Source organism: Streptomyces aurantiacus (assembly GCF_027107535.1).
Taxonomy (GTDB): domain Bacteria; phylum Actinomycetota; class Actinomycetes; order Streptomycetales; family Streptomycetaceae; genus Streptomyces.
Genome location: NZ_CP114283.1, coordinates 8,894,604 through 8,912,296, shown reverse-complemented (window position 1 = coordinate 8,912,296; position 17,693 = coordinate 8,894,604). Strand labels below are relative to the sequence as shown.

The following is a 17,693-nucleotide window of genomic DNA, read 5'->3' as shown; positions in this document are numbered from 1 at the left end:
TAGCACCCCTAGCACACCCCACTGACATAGGTGGCCTATGTCAGCTGACACCTAGCTCACCCGATTCACTTGACAGTGCTAGGTCAGCTATGTTCAATGGTGATCACGCCCCACCGCTCCGGTGGAGCGCAACCGAAAGGAATCAACTCCCATGGCACGCATCCGTGTTGGCCTGCTCCCCACCTCGTCGTTCATGGTCGGCACCCTGCCGGTGCCGAAGTACGCGGACCAGGAGAAGACGCAGTTCGCCACCGACCGTGAGACCGGCGCGAAGCTCTACACGATCACCCTCTTCTTCATGGAGGAGGACCGTGCCGAAGCTCTGAAGATCACCGTTCCGGAGACCGGACTGCCCAACGGCCTCCGGCCGGGTGTCCCGGTCATGCCGGTGGAACTGTTCGCCACCCCGTGGGCGCGGATCTTCAACGGCTCGCTCTCGGACGGCATCGCCTACCGCGCGGCTCGCCTGGACCTGGCGGCCCCGGCCGCTGAGGCGGCGTGAGCGTCACCACCTCCCGGTCCGGCGCTGAGCGCAGCTACCCGCTGCCTCACGCCGGGCCGGATGCCCGGTTCACCGAATCACTCGTGAACTCGGTGGCGGCCGTGCTCGTCGGCTACGGCTATCCCCGCCTCGACGTGTCGGCGGATCGGGCGGCCCTCGAATCGGCCCTGGCGGCCTTCCTCTATAACCCGTTGGAGAGCCACACATGAAGGACTCGAACTCCCCGGCGGAAGGGATCTTCGGTCAAGTCCCGCTCGCCGTCGCCCTGCCGCTCGTCGTGCTCGTCGGATGGGCGGCCTGGTGGGTGGTCCGCTACGTTCGCGCCGACGCCATGACCCGGCAGTCCATACGGCAGGCCGTACGCGTGCGTTGGGGCTGGAAGCGGCTCGCACCGATGCTCAAGCTGTCGGCCACGGACAAGACCCCGACCGCCCTGGCGTCGCTGGCGAACACGAACGGCAAGCCCATCAAGCCGCGCGTCCTCATCCCCTCCCTGAAGGTGAAGCACGACGCGTACGGAGTGATCGCGCGGGCCCAGTGCCTGCCTGGTGTTGGACTCCAGCAGTTCCAGAAAGCGGGCCCGCACCTCGCGGACGCCTGGCGGTGCACACGAGTGGCGGTCACCCAGGACAAGCCTGGGCAGGTCCTCATCCGGGGTGTGCGACTGGATCCGCTGAAGTTCCCCACCGAGCACCACCCCACAGGTGAGCCACCGGAGGAGACAGCCCGGTGGGATCTGGGCCTGGACGAGTACGCGCAGCCCGTCTCGGTGAACCTCACGCAGGTACCCGGCGTCACCGTGGCCGGCCTCCCTGGCTTTGGCAAGACCAGCCTGATCAACCGGCTTCTCTCCGACTGGGCACCGTCGCCCGCGGTGCAGTTCGCCTGCGCGGACGGCAAGGTGTCGGCTGCGTACGAAGGCGACTACGCCGACTGGGTCCAACGCATGTTCGCCTTCGTGGGCGATGACCTGGAAGAGGCCAACAAGCTGTTCCGTCACCTGGTGGAGCTCCGCCGCGTCCGCTCGGCTTCGGTGCGCCAGGTGCTCGGGGTGAAGTCGATGTGGGACGTCGGCCCGTCCGAGCATTGGCCCCTGGTCGTGCTGATCGTCGACGAAGCCCACACCTACTTCCGCGACCACAAGGGCAGCGACCAGCAGACGAAGAAACTGGCCGCGCTCGCCGCCGAGAACGCCCGGCTTGTGGAAGACCTGGTGAAGAAGGGCCGGTCCGTGGGACTGCTCGTCATCCTCACCACTCAGAAGTCCACCGGTGACGCGATCCCCACCTTCATCCGCGACGTGTGCCCCGTCGGCCTGAGCTTCGCCCAGAAGACCGCCGAAGCCGCTGTGGCCGCACTCGGCGACGAGATCCGGGAATGGCCGGACGCCAACCCGATCAACCTCCAGGACCCCACCTACGTCGGCGTCGCATCGATGAACCACCAGTCGCAACCCGGCTTCACCCGCATCCGTACGCCCTACGTGCCCGACGCGGAAGCGGCTCGCGTCGCCGAAGAGACGGCAAGTCTCACCGCTGACCCGAACGTCCTCCTGGAAGCCTTCCTCGGCCTTCGTCTGACGGACGTGGACCTCACCAAGCTCGACGCCTGAGCAGCCTGACCCACCGCGCTCGCACGTTCCCGACACCCCAGGAGAGGAGGTGAACACCCATGACAGAGGACCGGATCACTCAGCGCACCATTACCGCCGTCATGATCGTCATTGCCGCGCTGGCGTTCGTCTTCTCCTTCGGCAACGTCTGGTCGCTCGCCCTGCGCCTGGGCGTCCCCGGCCCGATCGCACCGCTCATCGCCCCGATGGTGGACCTGTCCGTGGTCGGCCTCCTGGTCGCCCTGCGCTACCTCTCCCTGCGCGGCCTGCCCGCCGACCAGATGACGGCTGCCACGCGCCTCATGCACTTCTCCGGGCTGCTGACCCTCGCCCTCAACGTCGCCGAACCGATCGTCGCCGGACACTACGGCCGCGCCGCCGTTGACGCGGTGGCTCCACTGCTCCTCCTCGGCTGGGGATCCGTCGGCCCGCAGCTCCTGCGCGCCTTCCACACGGTTGCGCGCCCCGCCGTACCGGCCTTCGTGCCGGACGAGATCGAGTCGGTGCCTGAGACGGCTTCCGACGCCATCCGCCCTGCGGCGCCGCCCACCCTTCCGGCCCCGGCCCCCGTCGCTCCTCACATCGCCCAGGCTGCCCCGGCTCCCGCTTCGCCTGCGGTCAAGGTGCCTGAGCCTCTGCTGACCGAAGCACGCTCCATCGCAACGTCCCACCGCACCGAGCATGGCGAACCGATCACAGCGGCCCAGCTCAAGACGCGACTCGGGATCGGCCTGCCCATGGCCACCGCGCTGCACGCCGCTCTGTAGGGCCACACCTTTCGCCGGCCTCTCCGGCACTTCCCACCACTGCCCACCCCTGGGCCCGCCCTGCCATGCCTGCGGGCAGCAGCCCGAGCGCACTGAATCGCTGCTGCCCGCAGGCTCCCCACCCTCGCGCCAGAAGGGACACCCCGCCACACATGCGCCGCCCCCTCGACCTGCGCCACGTCATCAGTCCCGGCCTGCGGGACCTGGTCGAACTGGCCAACACCGACGACTTCGACCGCGTGACGGAGCAGGTGCGCGACCTTCGAGGCTGCACCAGCCCCGTCAACCTGCACGGCTGGACCGTCACCACCGACCAGGCCACCAAGCAGGTGGTCCGCTCCTACCGCTCCGAAGACGAACCCACCGGCCGCCTTCTCACCACTTGCGGCAACCGCCGCGCCTCCCGCTGCCCGGCCTGCTCCCGCCTCTACGCCGCTGACACCTACCACCTGATCAAGGCCGGACTGTCCGGCGGCAAGAACGTCGCCGAAGCCGTCCGCGACCACCCCCGCGCCTTCGTCACCCTCACCGCCCCGTCCTTCGGCCCCGTCCACAACCGCCCTACCACCGAGATGGGCAAGCCCCGCCCCTGCGCGTGCGGCGAGAGCCACCCCCAGGACGCTCCCGAACTCGGAACCCCACTCCGCCCGGCAAGCTACGACTACACCGGCGCCGTTCTGTGGAACGCCCACGCCGGGGCCCTCTGGGCACGCTTCACCACCTACCTGCGCCGCGCCCTCGCCGAGCACCTCGGCATGACACAGAAGGCCCTCAACGCTGCCCTCCGCGTCTCCTTCGCCAAAGTCGCTGAGTACCAACAACGCGGCCTGGTCCACTTCCACGCGGTCGTCCGCTTCGACGGTCCCGACGGCCACACCACCTCGCCCCCGGCCTGGGCCACCTTCGACGCCCTGCGTGTCGCCGTCGGCCTGGCGGTCGAGCGTGCCCGGCTCTTCGTCGAGTCGGACGCGGTCGGCGAACGCGTCATCCGGTGGGGCGACCGCTTCAAGGTGGACCAGATCTCCGCCTTGGGGGACGGCGAACTCACGGACGCCAAGGTCGCCGGATACGTCGCCAAGTACGCCACCAAGAACGCCGAGGGCGCGGGCACCGTGGACCGCACCCTCATCTGCCGCCCCTGCGCCGGACGCGGCTACGTACGCGGCCCGGACAGCTTTCGCGACCTGTGCGACGACTGCGACGGCACCGGCCAGGCCGAGCCCCTCACGGATCTCCCCGTGCAGCAGCACGCCCGCCAGATGATCCGTACGGCCTGGGTGCTCGGCCACCTCCCCGAGTTCGCCGACCTGAAGCTCTGGAAGTGGGCCCACATGCTCGGCTTCCGCGGCCACTTCTCCAGCAAATCGCGCGCCTACTCGACCACCCTCGGCGCGCTCCGCGACGTACGCCGTGCCTGGCGCACCGCCCAGGCCGAAGCCGCCCGCATCCGCGCCGGCCTGCCCGTGGACGACGAGAACACCACCCTCGTCACCGCCTCCTCGTGGACCTACCTCAGCAGCGGCTACCGCCCCGGCGAAGAACTCCTGGCCGCCCAGGTCCGCCACGACATCGCCCACACCCAACGCGCCAAACAAGAAGGGCTGCTGCCTGCATGACGACGGCCTGGCTTGCCGCATCGCTCGAACCCGCACCGAAACGGAAGGAGGGCCCACCCATGCATGACGAAGAGCTGCTGACGGTCCCGGACGTCATGGCCCGGCTCAAGCTCGGCCGCTCCACGGTCTACGACCTGATCCGATCCCGTCGCCTGCCCTCGCTCACGATCGGCCGGTGCCGTCGTATCCCGGCGCGTGCTGTCCGCGACTACATCACCAACGAACTGGAGGCGGCGGCCTGATGGCCCAGCAACGCAAGCGCAACCCGAACGGCGCGGGCACCATCACGAAGCGCAAGGACGGTCGCTTCCATTGCGCGGTCTACGTGCTCCAGCCGGACGGTACCCGCGCCCGGAAGTTCGCCTACGGCAAGACGTGGGCCGAGTGCGACGCCAAGCGCCGGGAGCTGCTCGACAAGGTGGACCAGGGCGTGCCCGTGCCCACCAAGTCGGCCAAGCTCTCCGAGTGGCTGCCGTACTGGCTGGACAACGTCATCAAGCCCCGGCGGAAGCTCAGCACCTTCGACAAGTACGAGGCGCACGTCCGGCTGTACCTGGTGCCCCTCCTCGGTGCCAAGCGGCTCGAATCCCTCGGCGTCGCCGACGTCCGTCGCTTCCTCGTCCGTCTGGAAAAGGAGACCACTGCCGCAACCGCCAAGGAGTCGCATCGAGTTCTGCGCTCGGCGCTGACGTCGGCCTGCCGCGAGGAGCTCATCGCGCGCAACGTCGCCAAGCTCGTCGAGCCGCCGCGCACGGACACGCCCGAGCTTCATCCCTGGACCCTCGACGAGACGCTCGATTTTCTCGCTGTCTCCCGTAAGGACCCGCTCTACGCGGCCTTCGTCCTCGCCATCGCCATGGGGCTGCGGCGCGGTGAGATCGTCGGTCTCCGCTGGGCAGACCTCGACCTGGAAAACCGTGTCCTCTACGTCCGCCATCAGGTCCAGCGTCGGCGTGGCCTCCTCTACGACGACGACCCGAAGAGCCGTCGTCGTCGAGCCGTCCCGCTGCCCGCCCTCTGCATCGCGCCCCTGCGCTGGCACCGCATGCGGCAGACGGACGCTCGGGTCAAGGCGGGGGAGAGGTGGCAGGAGTCTGACTATGTCTTCGCCACCCGCAACGGTCGTCCCATCGAGCCACGGAACCTGTACCGCTCCTTCACGCGTGTCGCCCAGTCCGCCGGCCTCCGCGTGATCCGGCTGCACGATGCTCGCCATGGCACGGCCACGCTCCTCACAGCGGCCGGGGTCGCGCCCCGCGTCGTGATGGAGATCCTGGGGCACTCGCAGATCAGCATCACCATGAACGTCTACACGCACGTCGTGCAGGACACGCAGCGCGAGGCCATGAGCCACATGGATCGGCTGCTCAGGAGGCGTTCCGGTCGGCAGTAGCTGTCGCCGTTGATGTCAGATCTGGATGTCAGAAGGGGGTCACCTACCGAAATCGGTAGGTGACCCCCTTCTGAACTGGTGCCCCCGGCAGGATTCGAACCTGCGACACCCGCTTTAGGAGAGCGGTGCTCTATCCCCTGAGCTACGAAGGCGGAGCTTGAGCGGGCCCGTGGTGGTTGCTGCGGTGTGGGTGGTGTCGAATTGTGCGTACGCCGCAGCGTCTGCCAGGGACGCTCGGATCACAGCGTACCGGATCAGGGGTGGGGCGGTGAGGCCCCCGTGGGCCGGGCCGGCGGGGGTCGGTGTTCGTGAGGTGCCGGGGTCGGATCGGGCCTGTTCCGCGTGGCGTCCGGGGCGCTGTGCGTCGCCGGGGCCCGGGGCGTCGCGGCCCGGCTCTCCGGCGTCCTTCTGCCTGTCTGCCTGGCCTCCGGCGGTGAGGGCAAGGGCTCGGGGTCGTGTCGGTCAGCGCCAGTCCGGGGTGCCCGATGTCGACGGGAGCACGCTTTCGATCTTCGTGCGCATCTCCCGCATGACCGCGATCACCCGGGTCTCGTGCGCCTCGCTGAGCCTGGCCACCGGTACCGAGCAGCTGATGGCGTCCGTGGCCGGTGTGCCGTACCGCAGGGCGAAGCCGAAGCCCGCGATGCCGGTCACCGTCTCCTCGCGGTCGATCGAGTAGCCGCGCTCGCGTACCTCCGCCAGGTCGGCGAGCAGCGTGCTGCGAGTGGTATGCGTGTTCTCCGTGAGGGCCGCCAACGGGCCCTCGGCGAGGGGGAGTTCGTCGTCGGCGCGTTCGGCCAGCAGTGCCTTGCCGAGGGCGCCCGCGTGGGCGGGGATCCGGCGGCCGACCCTGCTGATCGTGCGCAGGTACTCGTGGGACTCGCGGGTCGCGAGGTAGACGACGTCCGGGCCGTCGAGCCGGGCCAGGTGGATCGTCTCGCCGAGTGCGTCCGAGGCCTCGTCGAGGTACGGGCGCACCACGCGGACGTGGGGATCGCTGTCGAGGTAGCTCGTGCCCGTGAGCAGGGCGCGGATCCCGATGCCGTAGAGGGACCCCGTCGTGTCGGAGCGCACCCAGCCGCACTCGATGAGGGTCTGCAGCAGCTGGTACATGCTGCTGCGCGGTACGCCCAGTTCCTCGGCCAGTTCGTCCAGGCGGGCGGGCCGGTCGCCGCGCGTGGCGAGCAGTTCCAGCAGCGCGACCGTGCGGGCCGCCGACTTCACTCCGCGGACTCCGCTGCTCTCCGGCATGCCCTCATCGTAAATCCGCGGTGCCGCACCCATTGACCATGCCGGTTCACCGACCTAACCTCCGTTCTCATACATGTACGCCATCTGCATATGGAGATGAGATTCGGAATGCGGTTCAGCGCGGATACCGAAGCCGTGGCCCAGCGGCTGCGCGACGGCATGGCGGGCGGAGTGCTGTCCTTCCCCCTGACGAGCTTCCGTGACGACGGCGGACTCGACCTGCCGGCGTACCGGGCCTACCTGACCGCCCAGTTGGCCGGCGGGCCTGACGCGGGAGCCCCGGGCGCCGTCTTCCCCGCCTGCGGAACCGGGGAGTTCTTCTCGCTCGACGAGGACGAGTACCGCGCCGTGGTCCGGGCCACGGTCGAGATCGTCGGCGGCCGCCTGCCCGTCGTCGCCGGCGTCGGCTACGGCTGGGCACAGGCCCTGCGGTTCGCCCGGATCGCCGAGGAGGCCGGCGCGGACGCCCTGCTCGTACTGCCCCACTACCTCGTCGGCGCCCCGCAGGACGGACTGGTCGAGCAGGTGCGCCGGATCGCCGCCGGCACCCGTCTGCCGCTCATCGCGTACCAGCGCGGGCAGGTCACCTTCACCGCCGACGGCCTGCGCCGCATCGCGGAGATCCCCACGGTCATCGGCCTCAAGGACGGGCACAGCGACCTCGACCGCCTGCAGCGCCTCACGCTCGCCGCCCCCGACGGCTTCCTCTTCTTCAACGGTGCCTCCACCGCCGAGATCCAGGCCCGCGCGTACGCCACCGTCGGCGTCCCCGCCTACTCGTCGGCCGTCCACGCCTTCGCCCCCGAGATCGCGGGCGCCTTCTTCACCGCCCTGTGCGAGGACGACGACGCCACGCTCACCAAGCTCCTGCGCGACTTCTACGTTCCGCTGGTCGAGTTGCGCGACCGCGTGCCCGGGTACGCCGTCTCGCTCGTCAAGGCCGCCGCCCGGCTGCGGGGGCTGCCGGTCGGCCTCGTACGGGCCCCGCTCACCGATCCCGGCGACGACGACCTCGCCGAGCTGGAGAGGATCCTCGACGCCGGCCTGGCACTGGTCGGAGCAGTGCGCCGACGCAGCGACGCCTGACACACGGCACCTGCCCCCCGGCACCAGTCACTGCCCCCCCGGCACCTGTCACTGCCGCACGGCACCTGACACGCGGCGCCTCACACACCGCTCGGGGTGCGTTGCGCAACCGTGCCCGCGCCCCCGCCCCGCCCATATCGGAACTCAGCAGCTCAGTACTCAGTAACGGCACAGCTCAACAGTTCAAAGGGGAACTGCCATGCCTCTGCTCGTAGTCGGGATCAGCGTTCTGGTGCTGCTGTTCCTCATGACCCGGACCAAACTCAACGGCTTCGCCGCGCTCCTGCTCGTGGCGGTGGGTGTCGCCCTGGTCAGGGGCATACCGGTGGCCGACATCCCGGACGTCCTCGCGGAGGGCATCGGGGGCCAGATCGGCGACACGATGCTCACCATCGGGCTCGGCGCCATGGTCGGCCGGGTCATGGGGGACTCCGGCGCCGCCCAGCGGATAGCCGGCAAGCTGCTGGACGCCTTCGGACCGCGCTGGGTCCAGGTGGCCATGGTGGTCACGTCCATGCTGATCGGCGTGACCATGTTCTACGAGGTCGCGTTCATCATCATCGTGCCCATCGCGTTCACGCTCGTCAGGGTCACCGGGGCCAATCTGCTGTGGGTCGGCCTGCCGATGTCGATCGCCCTGTCCACGATGCACAGCTTCCTGCCGCCGCACCCCGGCCCCACCGCCGTCGCCGCGACCTTCCACGCCTCCGTCGGACACACCCTGTTCTACGGCCTGTTCATCGCCGTCCCGGCCGGCGCGCTCATCGCCCTGCTGTGGCCGCGGCTGCCGTTCATCAGGGCCATGAACCCGTCCATCCCCAAGGGCCTGGTCAGCGACCGCGAGTTCGAGGACGAGGAGATGCCCGGCCTGGGCTGGTCGCTGTTCGTGGCGCTCTTCCCCGTGGTGCTGATCGCCGGCGCGGCCGTCATCGACATGGCGACCTCGGGCCACAGCCCGCTCCTGAACTTCGTCGCCTTCATCGGCTCGGCGCCGATCGCGCTCATGCTGACCCTGCTCCTGGCGATCTGGGCCTTCGGACCACGTATCGGCCGCAGCCTCTCCGACGTCAACGCGTCGTGCACCTCGGCGGCCCAGTCGATGGCGATGATCCTTCTGGTCATCGGCGCGGGTGGCGCCTTCAAGAACGTCCTCGTCGAAGGCGGGATCTCCGACTACATCAAGGACGCCACCGACAGCTGGTCCATCTCGCCGATCGTCCTGGCGTGGCTCATCGCGGTCATCCTGCGGGTGGCGCTCGGCTCGGCGACCGTCGCCGTCGTCACCGCCTCCGGCGTGGTGCTGCCGCTCCTCGCGGGCAGCGGGATCCACCCCGAGATCATGGTCCTCGCCGTGTCCTGCGGATCGATCGCCTTCTCCCACGTCAACGACCCGGGATTCTGGCTGTTCAAGGAGTACTTCAACCTCTCGGTCATCGAGGCGATCAAGGTACGGACCACCTATACGACGGTGCTCGCGATCCTGGGGCTGGGCGGCGTCCTGGCACTGGAGTGGACCCTCGACGTCCTCAGCCTGTGACGACCCGACCCGACCCGACATGACCGACCCGACATGACCGACCCGCCTCCGGCCGCCACCGCCACCGCCACCGACGCCGACGCCGATTCCGATTCCGGCCCCGCTCCCGCCCTCTCCGACTCCTCCCTGTCTCCCTCCCCGGGGTCTCCCCTCGCCTCCCCTCGCAGCCAAGGACTTCGATACGCATGAATCAGCCGACCGTCACCGAGTTCGCCGTCTACCCCGTCGCCGGCCGCGACTGCATGGAGCTGAACCTCTCCGGCGCGCACGGCCCCTACTTCACCCGCAACATCGTGGTCCTCAGGGACTCCGAGGGCCGTACGGGACTGGGCGAGGTACCCGGTGGCGAGAAGATCACCCGGACGCTGCGGGATGCCGAACCCCTGGTCGTCGGCGCGAAGTTGGGCGACTACAAGCGGGTCCTGCGCGGGATCGGGGACCGTTTCGCCGACCGTGACTCGGGTGGCCGCGGTGCCCAGACCTTCGATCTGAGGACCACCGTGCACGCCGTCACGGCCGTCGAGTCGGCGCTGCTCGACCTCCTCGGCCAACACCTCGGCGTACCGGTCGCGGCGCTCCTCGGAGACGGTCAACAGCGGGACTCCGTACGGGTCCTGGGCTACCTCTTCTACGTCGGCGACCCGGACCGCACCGATCTGGAGTACGTCCGTGAGCCCGACTCGGACGTCGACTGGTACCGCGTCCGGCACGAGGAGGCCCTCACGCCCGAGGCGATCGTCCGGCAGGCCGAGACCGCCTACGACCTGTACGGCTTCCGGGACTTCAAGCTCAAGGGCGGTGTCCTGGCCGGCCCGGCGGAGGTCGAGGCCGTACGGGCGCTGAAGGACCGCTTCCCCGGGGCGCGGATCACCCTGGATCCGAACGGCGCGTGGTCGCTGCGTGAGGCCGTCGAGCTGTGCGGGCCTCTGGTCGGCACGCTCGCCTATGCCGAGGACCCCTGCGGGGCCGAGGGCGGTTACTCCGGGCGCGAGATCCTGGCGGAGTTCCGCCGCGCGACCGGGCTTCCGACGGCCACCAACATGATCGCCACCGACTGGCGGCAGATGACACACGCGCTGGCGCTCCAGTCGGTGTCCATCCCGCTGGCCGACCCGCACTTCTGGACGATGCAGGGCTCGGTGCGGGTGGCGCAGCTCTGCAACGCGATGGGGCTGACCTGGGGCTGCCACTCGAACAACCACTTCGACATCTCGCTCGCCATGGTCACCCACTGCGGGGCCGCGGCGCCGGGGGAGTACAACGCCCTGGACACGCACTGGATCTGGCAGGAGGGGCTGGAGCGGCTCACCGTCGCGCCGCCGCGGATCGTCGACGGAGAGATCGCCGTCCCCGAGGCGCCGGGTCTGGGCGTCGAGCTGGACATGGACCGGCTTCTCGCCGCCCACGACCTCTACCGCGAGAAGGCGTTGGGCGCCCGGGACGACGCCGCCGGGATGCGGTACCTCGTCCCCGACTGGCAGTTCGACGCGAAGCGGCCCTGCCTGGTTCGTTGACCCTCACAGGGAGGGGAGGGGCAGTTCTGGTTCCGATTCCGGCTCCCGTCCCCCCCGTCTGTCGCGCAGCCGATGCGAGGAGGGCCGTTCGGCCGACGGTCAGGTGACCGGAACCCGGGTGAACCGCCCGGCCACACGCAGGTCCGCCTCGATGCGCCCGGCCGTCGCGGCCAGCTCCGGCAGTACTTCGCCGACGCACTGCTCGGCCGTGCGGCGCGAGCTGTGCATCGCCACGTTCACGGCCGCCACGACCCTCCCCGTACGGTCGCGCACCGGGACCGCGATGGATCGCAGACCCTCCTCCAACTCCCCGTCCACCAGGGCGTATCCGGCTTCCCGTACGTGGTCCAGGGTGGCCCCGAGGGCGGCCGGGTCCGTAACCGTGTGCGGGGTCAGCGGGTGGAGGCCGGTCAGGAACGGGGCCCGCTCGGCCGGGGTGAGGTCCGCGAGCATCACCCGGCCCAAGGAGGTCGGGCAGGCGGGCAGCCGTGTGCCGACCGTGATGTTGACGCTCATGATGCGGCTGGTGGCGACGCGGGCCGTGTACTGGATCTCGTCGCCGGCCAGGACCGCCAGGGACGCCGAGTCGTGCAGCAGGTCCGCGAGTTCGGCCAGATGCGGGGCCGCGAGCTGCGGCAACGTCGTACGGGACAGCGGCGGGAAGCCGAGGGACAGGACCCGGGGTGTCAGGGAGAAGGTCCGCCCGTGGGCCGTGACGTGGCCCAGGTGTTCCAGAGTGATCAGCGCTCGCCGGGCCGTCGCCCGCGCGAGGCCCGTCGCCTGCGCCACCTCCGTGAGCGTGAGCGCGGCGCGGCCCTCGCCGAACGCCGTGATCACGGTCAGTCCGCGGGCCAGCGACTCGACGAACTCCCGGCCCAGTTCCTGCTTCGAGGCCCCGGTCCAGGTGGCGAGCCCGGCGGGGGCGGCGGGCGGCTGGGCGGGGGCCTCGCGCAGATCCCGTTCCATCGCCTGTACGGTCGCCCGCAGCCGGGGCAGCAGGGTGTCCCGCAAGGAGTCGGCGGTGTGCCGGCTGGTGTGGCTCACCACGCTCACCACGCAGGCGACGCGTCCACCGCGGTCCCGTACGGGCACCGAGACCGCGACGAGGCCCGGTTCGATCAACTGGTCGTCGAGGGACCAGCCCCGGGCATCCGCCTCCCGTGTGCGCTCCTCGAACTCCTCGTCCCCGACGGGGTGTTCACGTGGGGGCAGTGTCGGGAACCCCAGGTCGTGCGGGTCGGCGGCCCGCCGGTCCCGCCATCCCGCCCAGTCCTCGGGAGTCCACTCGGTGGCGAACAGGGGGCCGGGCGCTGTCCGTTCGGCCGGGAGCAGGTCGCCGATGCGGAAGCTCAGGGACATCGCGCGGCGGCGGGTGGCCTGGTGGATGAAACGGATGCCGTCCCGGTCCGCGACGGCCAGTGACACCGACTCGTCCAGCTCGTCCGCGAGCGCGTCGGCCCGCGTGTCCAGCAGACGGGGCAGCCGCAGGGCGGCCAGGTAGGCGTTGCCCAGCTCCATCAGCCTCGGCGCGAGTACGGCGTCCCGGCCGTCGAGGCGCAGGTATCCCATGCGGGCCAGCGTCGCCGCGATGCGGTCCACCGTGGATCTGGCGAGGCCCGTGGTCCGCTCCAGGCCGCTGAGGCTCGAGGTTCCGCCCGCCTCGGTGAGCCGGCTCAGCACGGTGATGCCGCGCATCAGCGGGATGACGGCCTCGACGGGGACGACTGCGTCGGGCTGGGCGGGGACGACTGCGTCGGGCTCGGCGGGTGTGCGGTGGGTCGGTGGCATGGCTCCCCATTACGGTGTCCGCACCACGGTAATGAATGCGGCGGGGCGGTCGCGGGGTGACGTCGCGGTCCTGTGGCGTGGCCGCGACCGTGTCGGCGCCGGGCCACTGAAGGATTGCGCCGTTCCCCGCGCCCCTCAGAGGGACACGGTCGTATCCGAGCCGCGGGTCCGCTGTGGCTGGTCGCGCAGTTCCCCGCGCCCCTGCACATGTTCGGGGCGCGTCCCGGGGTTGTGGTTCATGATGTTGCCGGGCGGCCGCGGGTTACGTACACTTGGTGGTTTCCCTTGGCGTCGGTGCCCGCGATCGTGATGCGGATGCCGGTTCTCAGGTCCTTGAAGTACTGGCCGGGGGAGAAGGTGGCGTCGGAGAGTTCCGCGTGGACGTTCGGGCTGCGGGTGCAGCCGCCGCTGTCCTTCGTGGAGTCGATCACGGCGACCGGGCCGTGGCCGGTGTCGACGTCCGCGGCCACCTTGTAGATGAGCACGCCCGTCTTGCAGACCGCCTCGTCGTTGCCGGCCTGGGTGCGCAGTTCCACCGCGTACCCCGTCTTCGAGTCGACCGGGACGAAGACCAGTTTGCCGCCGGTGCCGGGCTCGGCCAGCGGGGTCAGTACGTGCTCGGTCGTACCGGGCGCCGAGGCGCAGCCGACCTGCGAGTCGTCGAGCCAGCCGAGCTTCCACTTGTGCCAGCCCAGCAGGTCGTTGTCGGCCCCCCAGTCCTCGCTCATGATGTCCCAGTGCCCGACCGAGCCGCCCCCTTCCTGGGTGTAGAGGTCGGGCAGCCCGAAGACGTGGCCGTTCTCGTGGGGGAGTACGCGGTAGCCGGTCTCCGCGTACGAGCCGGAACCGTCGTCCTGGCGGCTGTAGACGAAGGACGCGTTCGCGACGGGCACTCCGTCCGCGACCGGCGCCTCGGTGTTGCCTGCGAAGGTCACCGACAGGACCGTGTCGAGCGCGGAGGGGCCGGCGTTCGGGGTGATCAGGACGTTCAGCAGGTCGTACTCCCGGAAGTCCACCTTCGGGTCGGCGGTGGCCACGATGTCCTGGACCAGCTCGCGGTAGCCGGGGTCGAAGGGGGCGCCGCGTTCTATCCCGTACGCCTTGAAGGACTTGGGCATCCGCAGCCAGCGGTCCATCGGGGCCTGCGGGCGGTAGTCGAGGCGGCCGTACGAACTGGTGCGGAACCAGTCGGTGGTCTGCGGGAAGAACTCGCCGAAGCGGTCGAGCGCGCTGCCCTGGCCGGGCGCGTCGGAGAAGTCGATCATCAGGTTCAGGGCGCGGACGGTGCCGGTGGAGCGCGCGTAGCCCGCGGGGGTGGGGATGCCCTCCGACATCTGCACACCCAGCGGGCCACTGATCATGCAGGGGCTGAGCGGGGAGGACCGGGCCAGCGCGACGGGTCCCGCCGCCGTCGGCGCGCCTGCCATCAGATGTCCGGACCCGGCGGAGGTGCTGACCGCCAGGGTGAGGAGGGTGACCGATGCGAGGGCTGCGGCGCGGCGGCGCGGGCGTATCCGACAGCGGGTCGGCTGCATGCAGGGGCCTTTCGCTCCAGGCAGCCGGCCGTTCTGGCTGCACCCTGTTCGATCACCCTCTGCCGCCGAATGCGCGGGCGCGCGCTGGAGGAGACCGATCGTGTGGAGGCGGGCCGAACCCTGCCCGAAGCATGTGACTCAGGTCACATGGAATCTTTCCCGGGTCGGGAAATAACCGGGGACCGTTTCCCCGTTTAGCCCTGTGTCCGCAACGAAACGGGGAAAGGGTCCCCGGATCGCGTGGACGTCAGGACCACCGAGAGATCTTCGAAGGAGTACGCCGTGGAGACCGCAACCGCCGCACAGCGCAAGGTGCCCCGCCCGCGGGCCGATGCTCTGCGCAACCGGGAGCGGATCGTCGCCGCCGGGCGAGAGATGTTCGTCGAGTTCGGCGCCGAGGTGCCGCTGGACGAGATCGCCCGCCGGGCCGGCATCGGCAACGCCACGCTGTACCGCAACTTCCCCGACCGGGCATCCCTCCAGCGCGAGGTCGTCTGCTCGGTCATGGACCGTGTCTCCGAACAGGTGGAGCAGATGCTCGCGGAGACCGGGGACGCTTTCGAGGCGCTCTCGCGGTTCGTGCACGCGTCGGCCGACGAGCGGATCGGCGCACTGTGCCCGATGCTCTCCGAGGCCTTCGACAGGGACCACCCGGACCTGGTCGCCTCCCGCGAGCGGGTCGAGAGTCTGGTCGAGGAACTCATGGAGCGTGCCCGGCACGCCGGCCAGCTCCGCTCCGACGTCGCCGTCGGGGACCTCATGGTCGCCGTCAGCCAGCTCACCCGGCCCCTGCCCGGCACCGCGTGCCCGAACATGGACCGCTTCGTACACCGTCACCTGCAGCTCTTCCTGGACGGTCTGCGGGCACCCGCCCGCTCCGTGCTGCCCGGCGAGGCCGCGACCATGGAGGACCTGCGACGAGCGTGACCCACCAGCCCGACCGGACCGACCAGCCCGACCGGACCGCAGAGCGCCGGGCCGACTAAATACTCAGACCTCAGCCACCACCGTCACCACCGTCACCACAGCCACCGGTCGTCACCGACAGGGACGTCGAGGAGGGCGTCGACAACGAAGTCGACGAAGACGTCACCGGCGACGAGCCGTCCCCTTCCGTCACCTTTTTTCGCTACGAAGTCCTGAAGTGGGTATTCCCATGTCTGAAACAGCCCAGGCCACCGCCGCCAAGGCGTCGGCTCCCGACTCCAACCGCTGGAAAGCGCTGACCTTCATCGCGCTCGCCCAGCTGATGGTCGTGCTCGACGCGACCATCGTGAACATCGCACTGCCCTCGGCCCAGCAGGACCTGGGGATCTCCGACGGCAACCGGCAGTGGGTCATCACGGCCTACGCCCTCGCCTTCGGCGGACTCCTCCTGTTCGGCGGCCGCATAGCCGACCTGTGGGGCCGCAAGCGCACCTTCGTCACCGGCCTGATCGGCTTCGCCGGCGCCTCCGCCCTCGGCGGCGCGGCCACCAACGAGGCGATGCTGCTCGGCTCCCGTGCCCTGCAGGGCGCGTTCGGTGCCCTCCTGGCGCCTGCCGCGCTCTCCCTCCTCGCGGTGATGTTCACCGACGCCAAGGAGCGCGCCAAGGCGTTCGGCATCTACGGTGCGATCGCCGGTGGCGGTGGCGCCGTCGGCCTCATCCTCGGCGGTGTCCTCACCGAGTACATGGACTGGCGCTGGACGTTCTTCGTGAACATCCCGTTCGCGATCGTCGCGGCCCTCGGCGCGTACTTCGTCATCCGTGAGCCGCAGGGCGGCCGCAACCGCTCGCCGCTCGACATCCCGGGTGTCGTCCTGTCCACCCTCGGTCTGGTCGCCCTGGTCTACGGCTTCACGCGTGCCGAGTCCGAGGGCTGGAGCGACTCCGTGACCATCGGCATGTTCGTCGCCTCGGTCGTGCTGCTCGCCGCGTTCGTCGTCACCGAGTCCAAGGTCAAGGCCCCGCTGCTGCCGCTGCGCGTCATCACCGAGCGCAACCGCGGAGGCATCTACCTCTCCCTCGGCCTCGCGATCATCGCGATGTTCGGCCTGTTCCTCTTCCTCACCTACTACCTGCAGATCGTGAAGGGCTTCTCGCCGGTCAAGACGGGCTTCGCCTTCCTGCCGATGATCGCCGGCATGATCGTGGGCTCCACGCAGATCGGCACCCGGCTGATGACGCGGGTCCCCCCGCGCATGCTGATGGCTCCGGGCTTCCTGGTCGCCGCGGTCGGCATGCTGCTCCTGACCCAGCTGGAGATCGGCACCTCGTACGCCGGTGTGATCCTGCCGGCGATGGTGCTGCTCGGCCTCGGTATGGGTACGGCGTTCATGCCCGCCATGTCACTGGCCACCCAGGGTGTCGAGCCGCGTGACGCCGGTGTCGCCTCCGCGATGGTCAACACCTCGCAGCAGGTGGGCGGCGCGATCGGCACGGCTCTGCTGAACACGATCGCCGCGTCGGCCACCACGTCGTACATCAAGGACCACATCGGCGGGGCCACCTCCCAGTCCCAGCAGCAGCTCGTCCAGCTGCAGGGCCAGGTGCACGGCTACGCCAACGCGATCTGGTTCGCCGTCGGCATCCTCGTCGTCGCCGCGGCGATCGCCGCGACCTTCGTCAACGCCGGCCGCCCCGACATGAGCGCGTCCGCCGACTCGCTCGACGGGGCCGAGGACGACCTCCGGGTCCCGGTGGTCGCCCACTGACGGCGCCGCCGGAGGTGGGGTCCGAGACCGCGGGTCCGCCCGCGCCCCTTGAGGGCGCGGGACCCCGCCCCACCTCCACCGGCACACCTGACGGGAACACCCACTGACCTCGTACGTACGCGGGGGTGGGGACGCCTTCGTACGTACGGCCGGGATCTGCCCCGACTCCAGAACACCGGAGCCGGGGCAGATCCATGTCCCCCGGGCACCTCGGCGCCTGCTGACCCGCGCCCCGACCCCGCCTCGCACCTGCCGCCCCTCAGCCCAGCGCCCCGGTGGCCAACGGCGCAATCTTTTTAGGGGCGCGGGGAACTGCGCGACCAGCCCCCGCGAACCGGCACCTGAAAACTGCCCCACACCCCGGCGAAGCCAGCCCCCCCCGGGCGCCACCCCCCGG

The 17,693-nt window shown here is 70.1% G+C and carries 14 protein-coding genes, 1 tRNA gene and 1 pseudogene; 12 read left to right on the top strand and 4 right to left on the bottom strand.

Features of this window, described 5'->3' with window-relative positions:
* The first annotated feature begins 151 nt into the window (after positions 1-151).
* The 7 genes from O1Q96_RS41255 to O1Q96_RS41225 all read left to right on the top strand — a co-directional run bounded on the left by O1Q96_RS41255 (position 152) and on the right by O1Q96_RS41225 (position 5,890).
* Complete coding sequence (locus tag O1Q96_RS41255; RefSeq protein WP_252556006.1) at positions 152-502, top strand: SCO3933 family regulatory protein; 351 nt, start codon at positions 152-154, stop codon at positions 500-502.
* Entirely contained in the window at positions 499-711 is a 213-nt protein-coding gene (locus tag O1Q96_RS41250) for a hypothetical protein (RefSeq protein ID WP_269252970.1), read from the top strand. Before O1Q96_RS41255 ends, O1Q96_RS41250 begins: the two co-directional genes overlap by 4 nt.
* A complete protein-coding gene (locus tag O1Q96_RS41245; protein ID WP_269252969.1) occupies positions 708-2,114 on the top strand; it encodes an FtsK/SpoIIIE domain-containing protein in 1,407 nt (468 codons plus the stop codon). The genes O1Q96_RS41250 and O1Q96_RS41245 overlap by 4 nt, the downstream gene beginning before the upstream one ends.
* Positions 2,115-2,173: 59 nt before the next feature.
* Positions 2,174-2,881: a DUF2637 domain-containing protein gene (locus O1Q96_RS41240; RefSeq protein ID WP_269252968.1), complete on the top strand. Its 708-nt coding sequence runs from the start codon at positions 2,174-2,176 to the stop codon at positions 2,879-2,881.
* A 152-nt stretch (positions 2,882-3,033) separates the two neighbouring features.
* The gene (locus O1Q96_RS41235) at positions 3,034-4,497 is read left to right on the top strand and encodes a replication initiator (protein WP_269252967.1); all 1,464 of its coding nucleotides are present in this window, start codon (positions 3,034-3,036) and stop codon (positions 4,495-4,497) included.
* A gap of 59 nt (positions 4,498-4,556) precedes the next feature.
* Positions 4,557-4,739 (top strand): helix-turn-helix domain-containing protein, encoded by a 183-nt coding sequence (locus O1Q96_RS41230; protein ID WP_269252966.1) that lies wholly within the window; start codon positions 4,557-4,559, stop codon positions 4,737-4,739.
* Complete coding sequence (locus O1Q96_RS41225) at positions 4,739-5,890, top strand: tyrosine-type recombinase/integrase (RefSeq protein ID WP_269252965.1); 1,152 nt, start codon at positions 4,739-4,741, stop codon at positions 5,888-5,890. The genes O1Q96_RS41230 and O1Q96_RS41225 overlap by 1 nt, the downstream gene beginning before the upstream one ends.
* A 76-nt stretch (positions 5,891-5,966) precedes the next feature.
* On the opposite strand, the gene O1Q96_RS41220 is transcribed toward O1Q96_RS41225, so the two are convergent.
* Together O1Q96_RS41220 and O1Q96_RS41215 are read right to left on the bottom strand one after the other, a co-directional pair.
* Positions 5,967-6,042: transfer RNA gene (locus O1Q96_RS41220), tRNA-Arg, on the bottom strand.
* A 310-nt stretch (positions 6,043-6,352) separates the two neighbouring features.
* A complete protein-coding gene (locus O1Q96_RS41215) occupies positions 6,353-7,141 on the bottom strand; it encodes an IclR family transcriptional regulator (RefSeq protein WP_269252964.1) in 789 nt (262 codons plus the stop codon).
* Between the two features lie 96 nt (positions 7,142-7,237).
* On the opposite strand from O1Q96_RS41215, the gene O1Q96_RS41210 reads away from it, so the two are divergent.
* The 3 genes and pseudogenes from O1Q96_RS41210 to O1Q96_RS41200 all read left to right on the top strand — a co-directional run bounded on the left by O1Q96_RS41210 (position 7,238) and on the right by O1Q96_RS41200 (position 11,278).
* Positions 7,238-8,227: a 5-dehydro-4-deoxyglucarate dehydratase gene (locus O1Q96_RS41210; RefSeq protein WP_269252963.1), complete on the top strand. Its 990-nt coding sequence runs from the start codon at positions 7,238-7,240 to the stop codon at positions 8,225-8,227.
* Positions 8,228-8,423: 196 nt separating this feature from the next.
* Positions 8,424-9,764 (top strand): annotated as a pseudogene (locus O1Q96_RS41205) (gluconate:H+ symporter); the annotation flags it as partial.
* A 185-nt stretch (positions 9,765-9,949) separates the two neighbouring features.
* Entirely contained in the window at positions 9,950-11,278 is a 1,329-nt protein-coding gene (locus tag O1Q96_RS41200) for an enolase C-terminal domain-like protein (RefSeq protein ID WP_269252961.1), read from the top strand.
* A 99-nt stretch (positions 11,279-11,377) separates the two neighbouring features.
* Here O1Q96_RS41200 and O1Q96_RS41195 read toward each other — a convergent pair whose 3' ends face one another.
* A complete protein-coding gene (locus O1Q96_RS41195; protein ID WP_419587024.1) occupies positions 11,378-13,066 on the bottom strand; it encodes an IclR family transcriptional regulator domain-containing protein in 1,689 nt (562 codons plus the stop codon).
* Positions 13,067-13,302: 236 nt separating this feature from the next.
* Positions 13,303-14,601, bottom strand: coding sequence for a M6 family metalloprotease domain-containing protein (locus tag O1Q96_RS41190; RefSeq protein WP_269252960.1), 1,299 nt, complete (start codon positions 14,599-14,601; stop codon positions 13,303-13,305).
* A gap of 282 nt (positions 14,602-14,883) precedes the next feature.
* Between O1Q96_RS41190 and O1Q96_RS41185 the strand changes: the two genes are divergently transcribed.
* Positions 14,884-15,528: a TetR/AcrR family transcriptional regulator gene (locus O1Q96_RS41185; RefSeq protein ID WP_269252959.1), complete on the top strand. Its 645-nt coding sequence runs from the start codon at positions 14,884-14,886 to the stop codon at positions 15,526-15,528.
* A 229-nt stretch (positions 15,529-15,757) separates the two neighbouring features.
* Positions 15,758-17,296, top strand: a complete 1,539-nt coding sequence (locus O1Q96_RS41180) for an MFS transporter (protein WP_269252958.1) — start codon at positions 15,758-15,760, stop codon at positions 17,294-17,296.
* Positions 17,297-17,693: the final 397 nt, after the last annotated feature.

Excerpts from the sequence above, each read along its gene's own strand:
- O1Q96_RS41255 (WP_252556006.1), top strand. The coding sequence starts at position 152 with ATGGCACGCATCCGTGTTGGCCTGCTCCCCACCTCGTCGTTCATGGTC.
- O1Q96_RS41245 (WP_269252969.1), top strand. The coding sequence starts at position 708 with ATGAAGGACTCGAACTCCCCGGCGGAAGGGATCTTCGGTCAAGTCCCG.
- O1Q96_RS41240 (WP_269252968.1), top strand. The coding sequence starts at position 2,174 with ATGACAGAGGACCGGATCACTCAGCGCACCATTACCGCCGTCATGATC.
- O1Q96_RS41235 (WP_269252967.1), top strand. The coding sequence starts at position 3,034 with ATGCGCCGCCCCCTCGACCTGCGCCACGTCATCAGTCCCGGCCTGCGG.
- O1Q96_RS41230 (WP_269252966.1), top strand. The coding sequence starts at position 4,557 with ATGCATGACGAAGAGCTGCTGACGGTCCCGGACGTCATGGCCCGGCTC.
- O1Q96_RS41225 (WP_269252965.1), top strand. The coding sequence starts at position 4,739 with ATGGCCCAGCAACGCAAGCGCAACCCGAACGGCGCGGGCACCATCACG.
- O1Q96_RS41215 (WP_269252964.1), bottom strand. The coding sequence starts at position 7,141 with ATGCCGGAGAGCAGCGGAGTCCGCGGAGTGAAGTCGGCGGCCCGCACG.
- O1Q96_RS41210 (WP_269252963.1), top strand. The coding sequence starts at position 7,238 with ATGAGATTCGGAATGCGGTTCAGCGCGGATACCGAAGCCGTGGCCCAG.
- O1Q96_RS41200 (WP_269252961.1), top strand. The coding sequence starts at position 9,950 with ATGAATCAGCCGACCGTCACCGAGTTCGCCGTCTACCCCGTCGCCGGC.
- O1Q96_RS41195 (WP_419587024.1), bottom strand. The coding sequence starts at position 13,066 with ATGCCACCGACCCACCGCACACCCGCCGAGCCCGACGCAGTCGTCCCC.
- O1Q96_RS41190 (WP_269252960.1), bottom strand. The coding sequence starts at position 14,601 with ATGCAGCCGACCCGCTGTCGGATACGCCCGCGCCGCCGCGCCGCAGCC.
- O1Q96_RS41180 (WP_269252958.1), top strand. The coding sequence starts at position 15,758 with ATGTCTGAAACAGCCCAGGCCACCGCCGCCAAGGCGTCGGCTCCCGAC.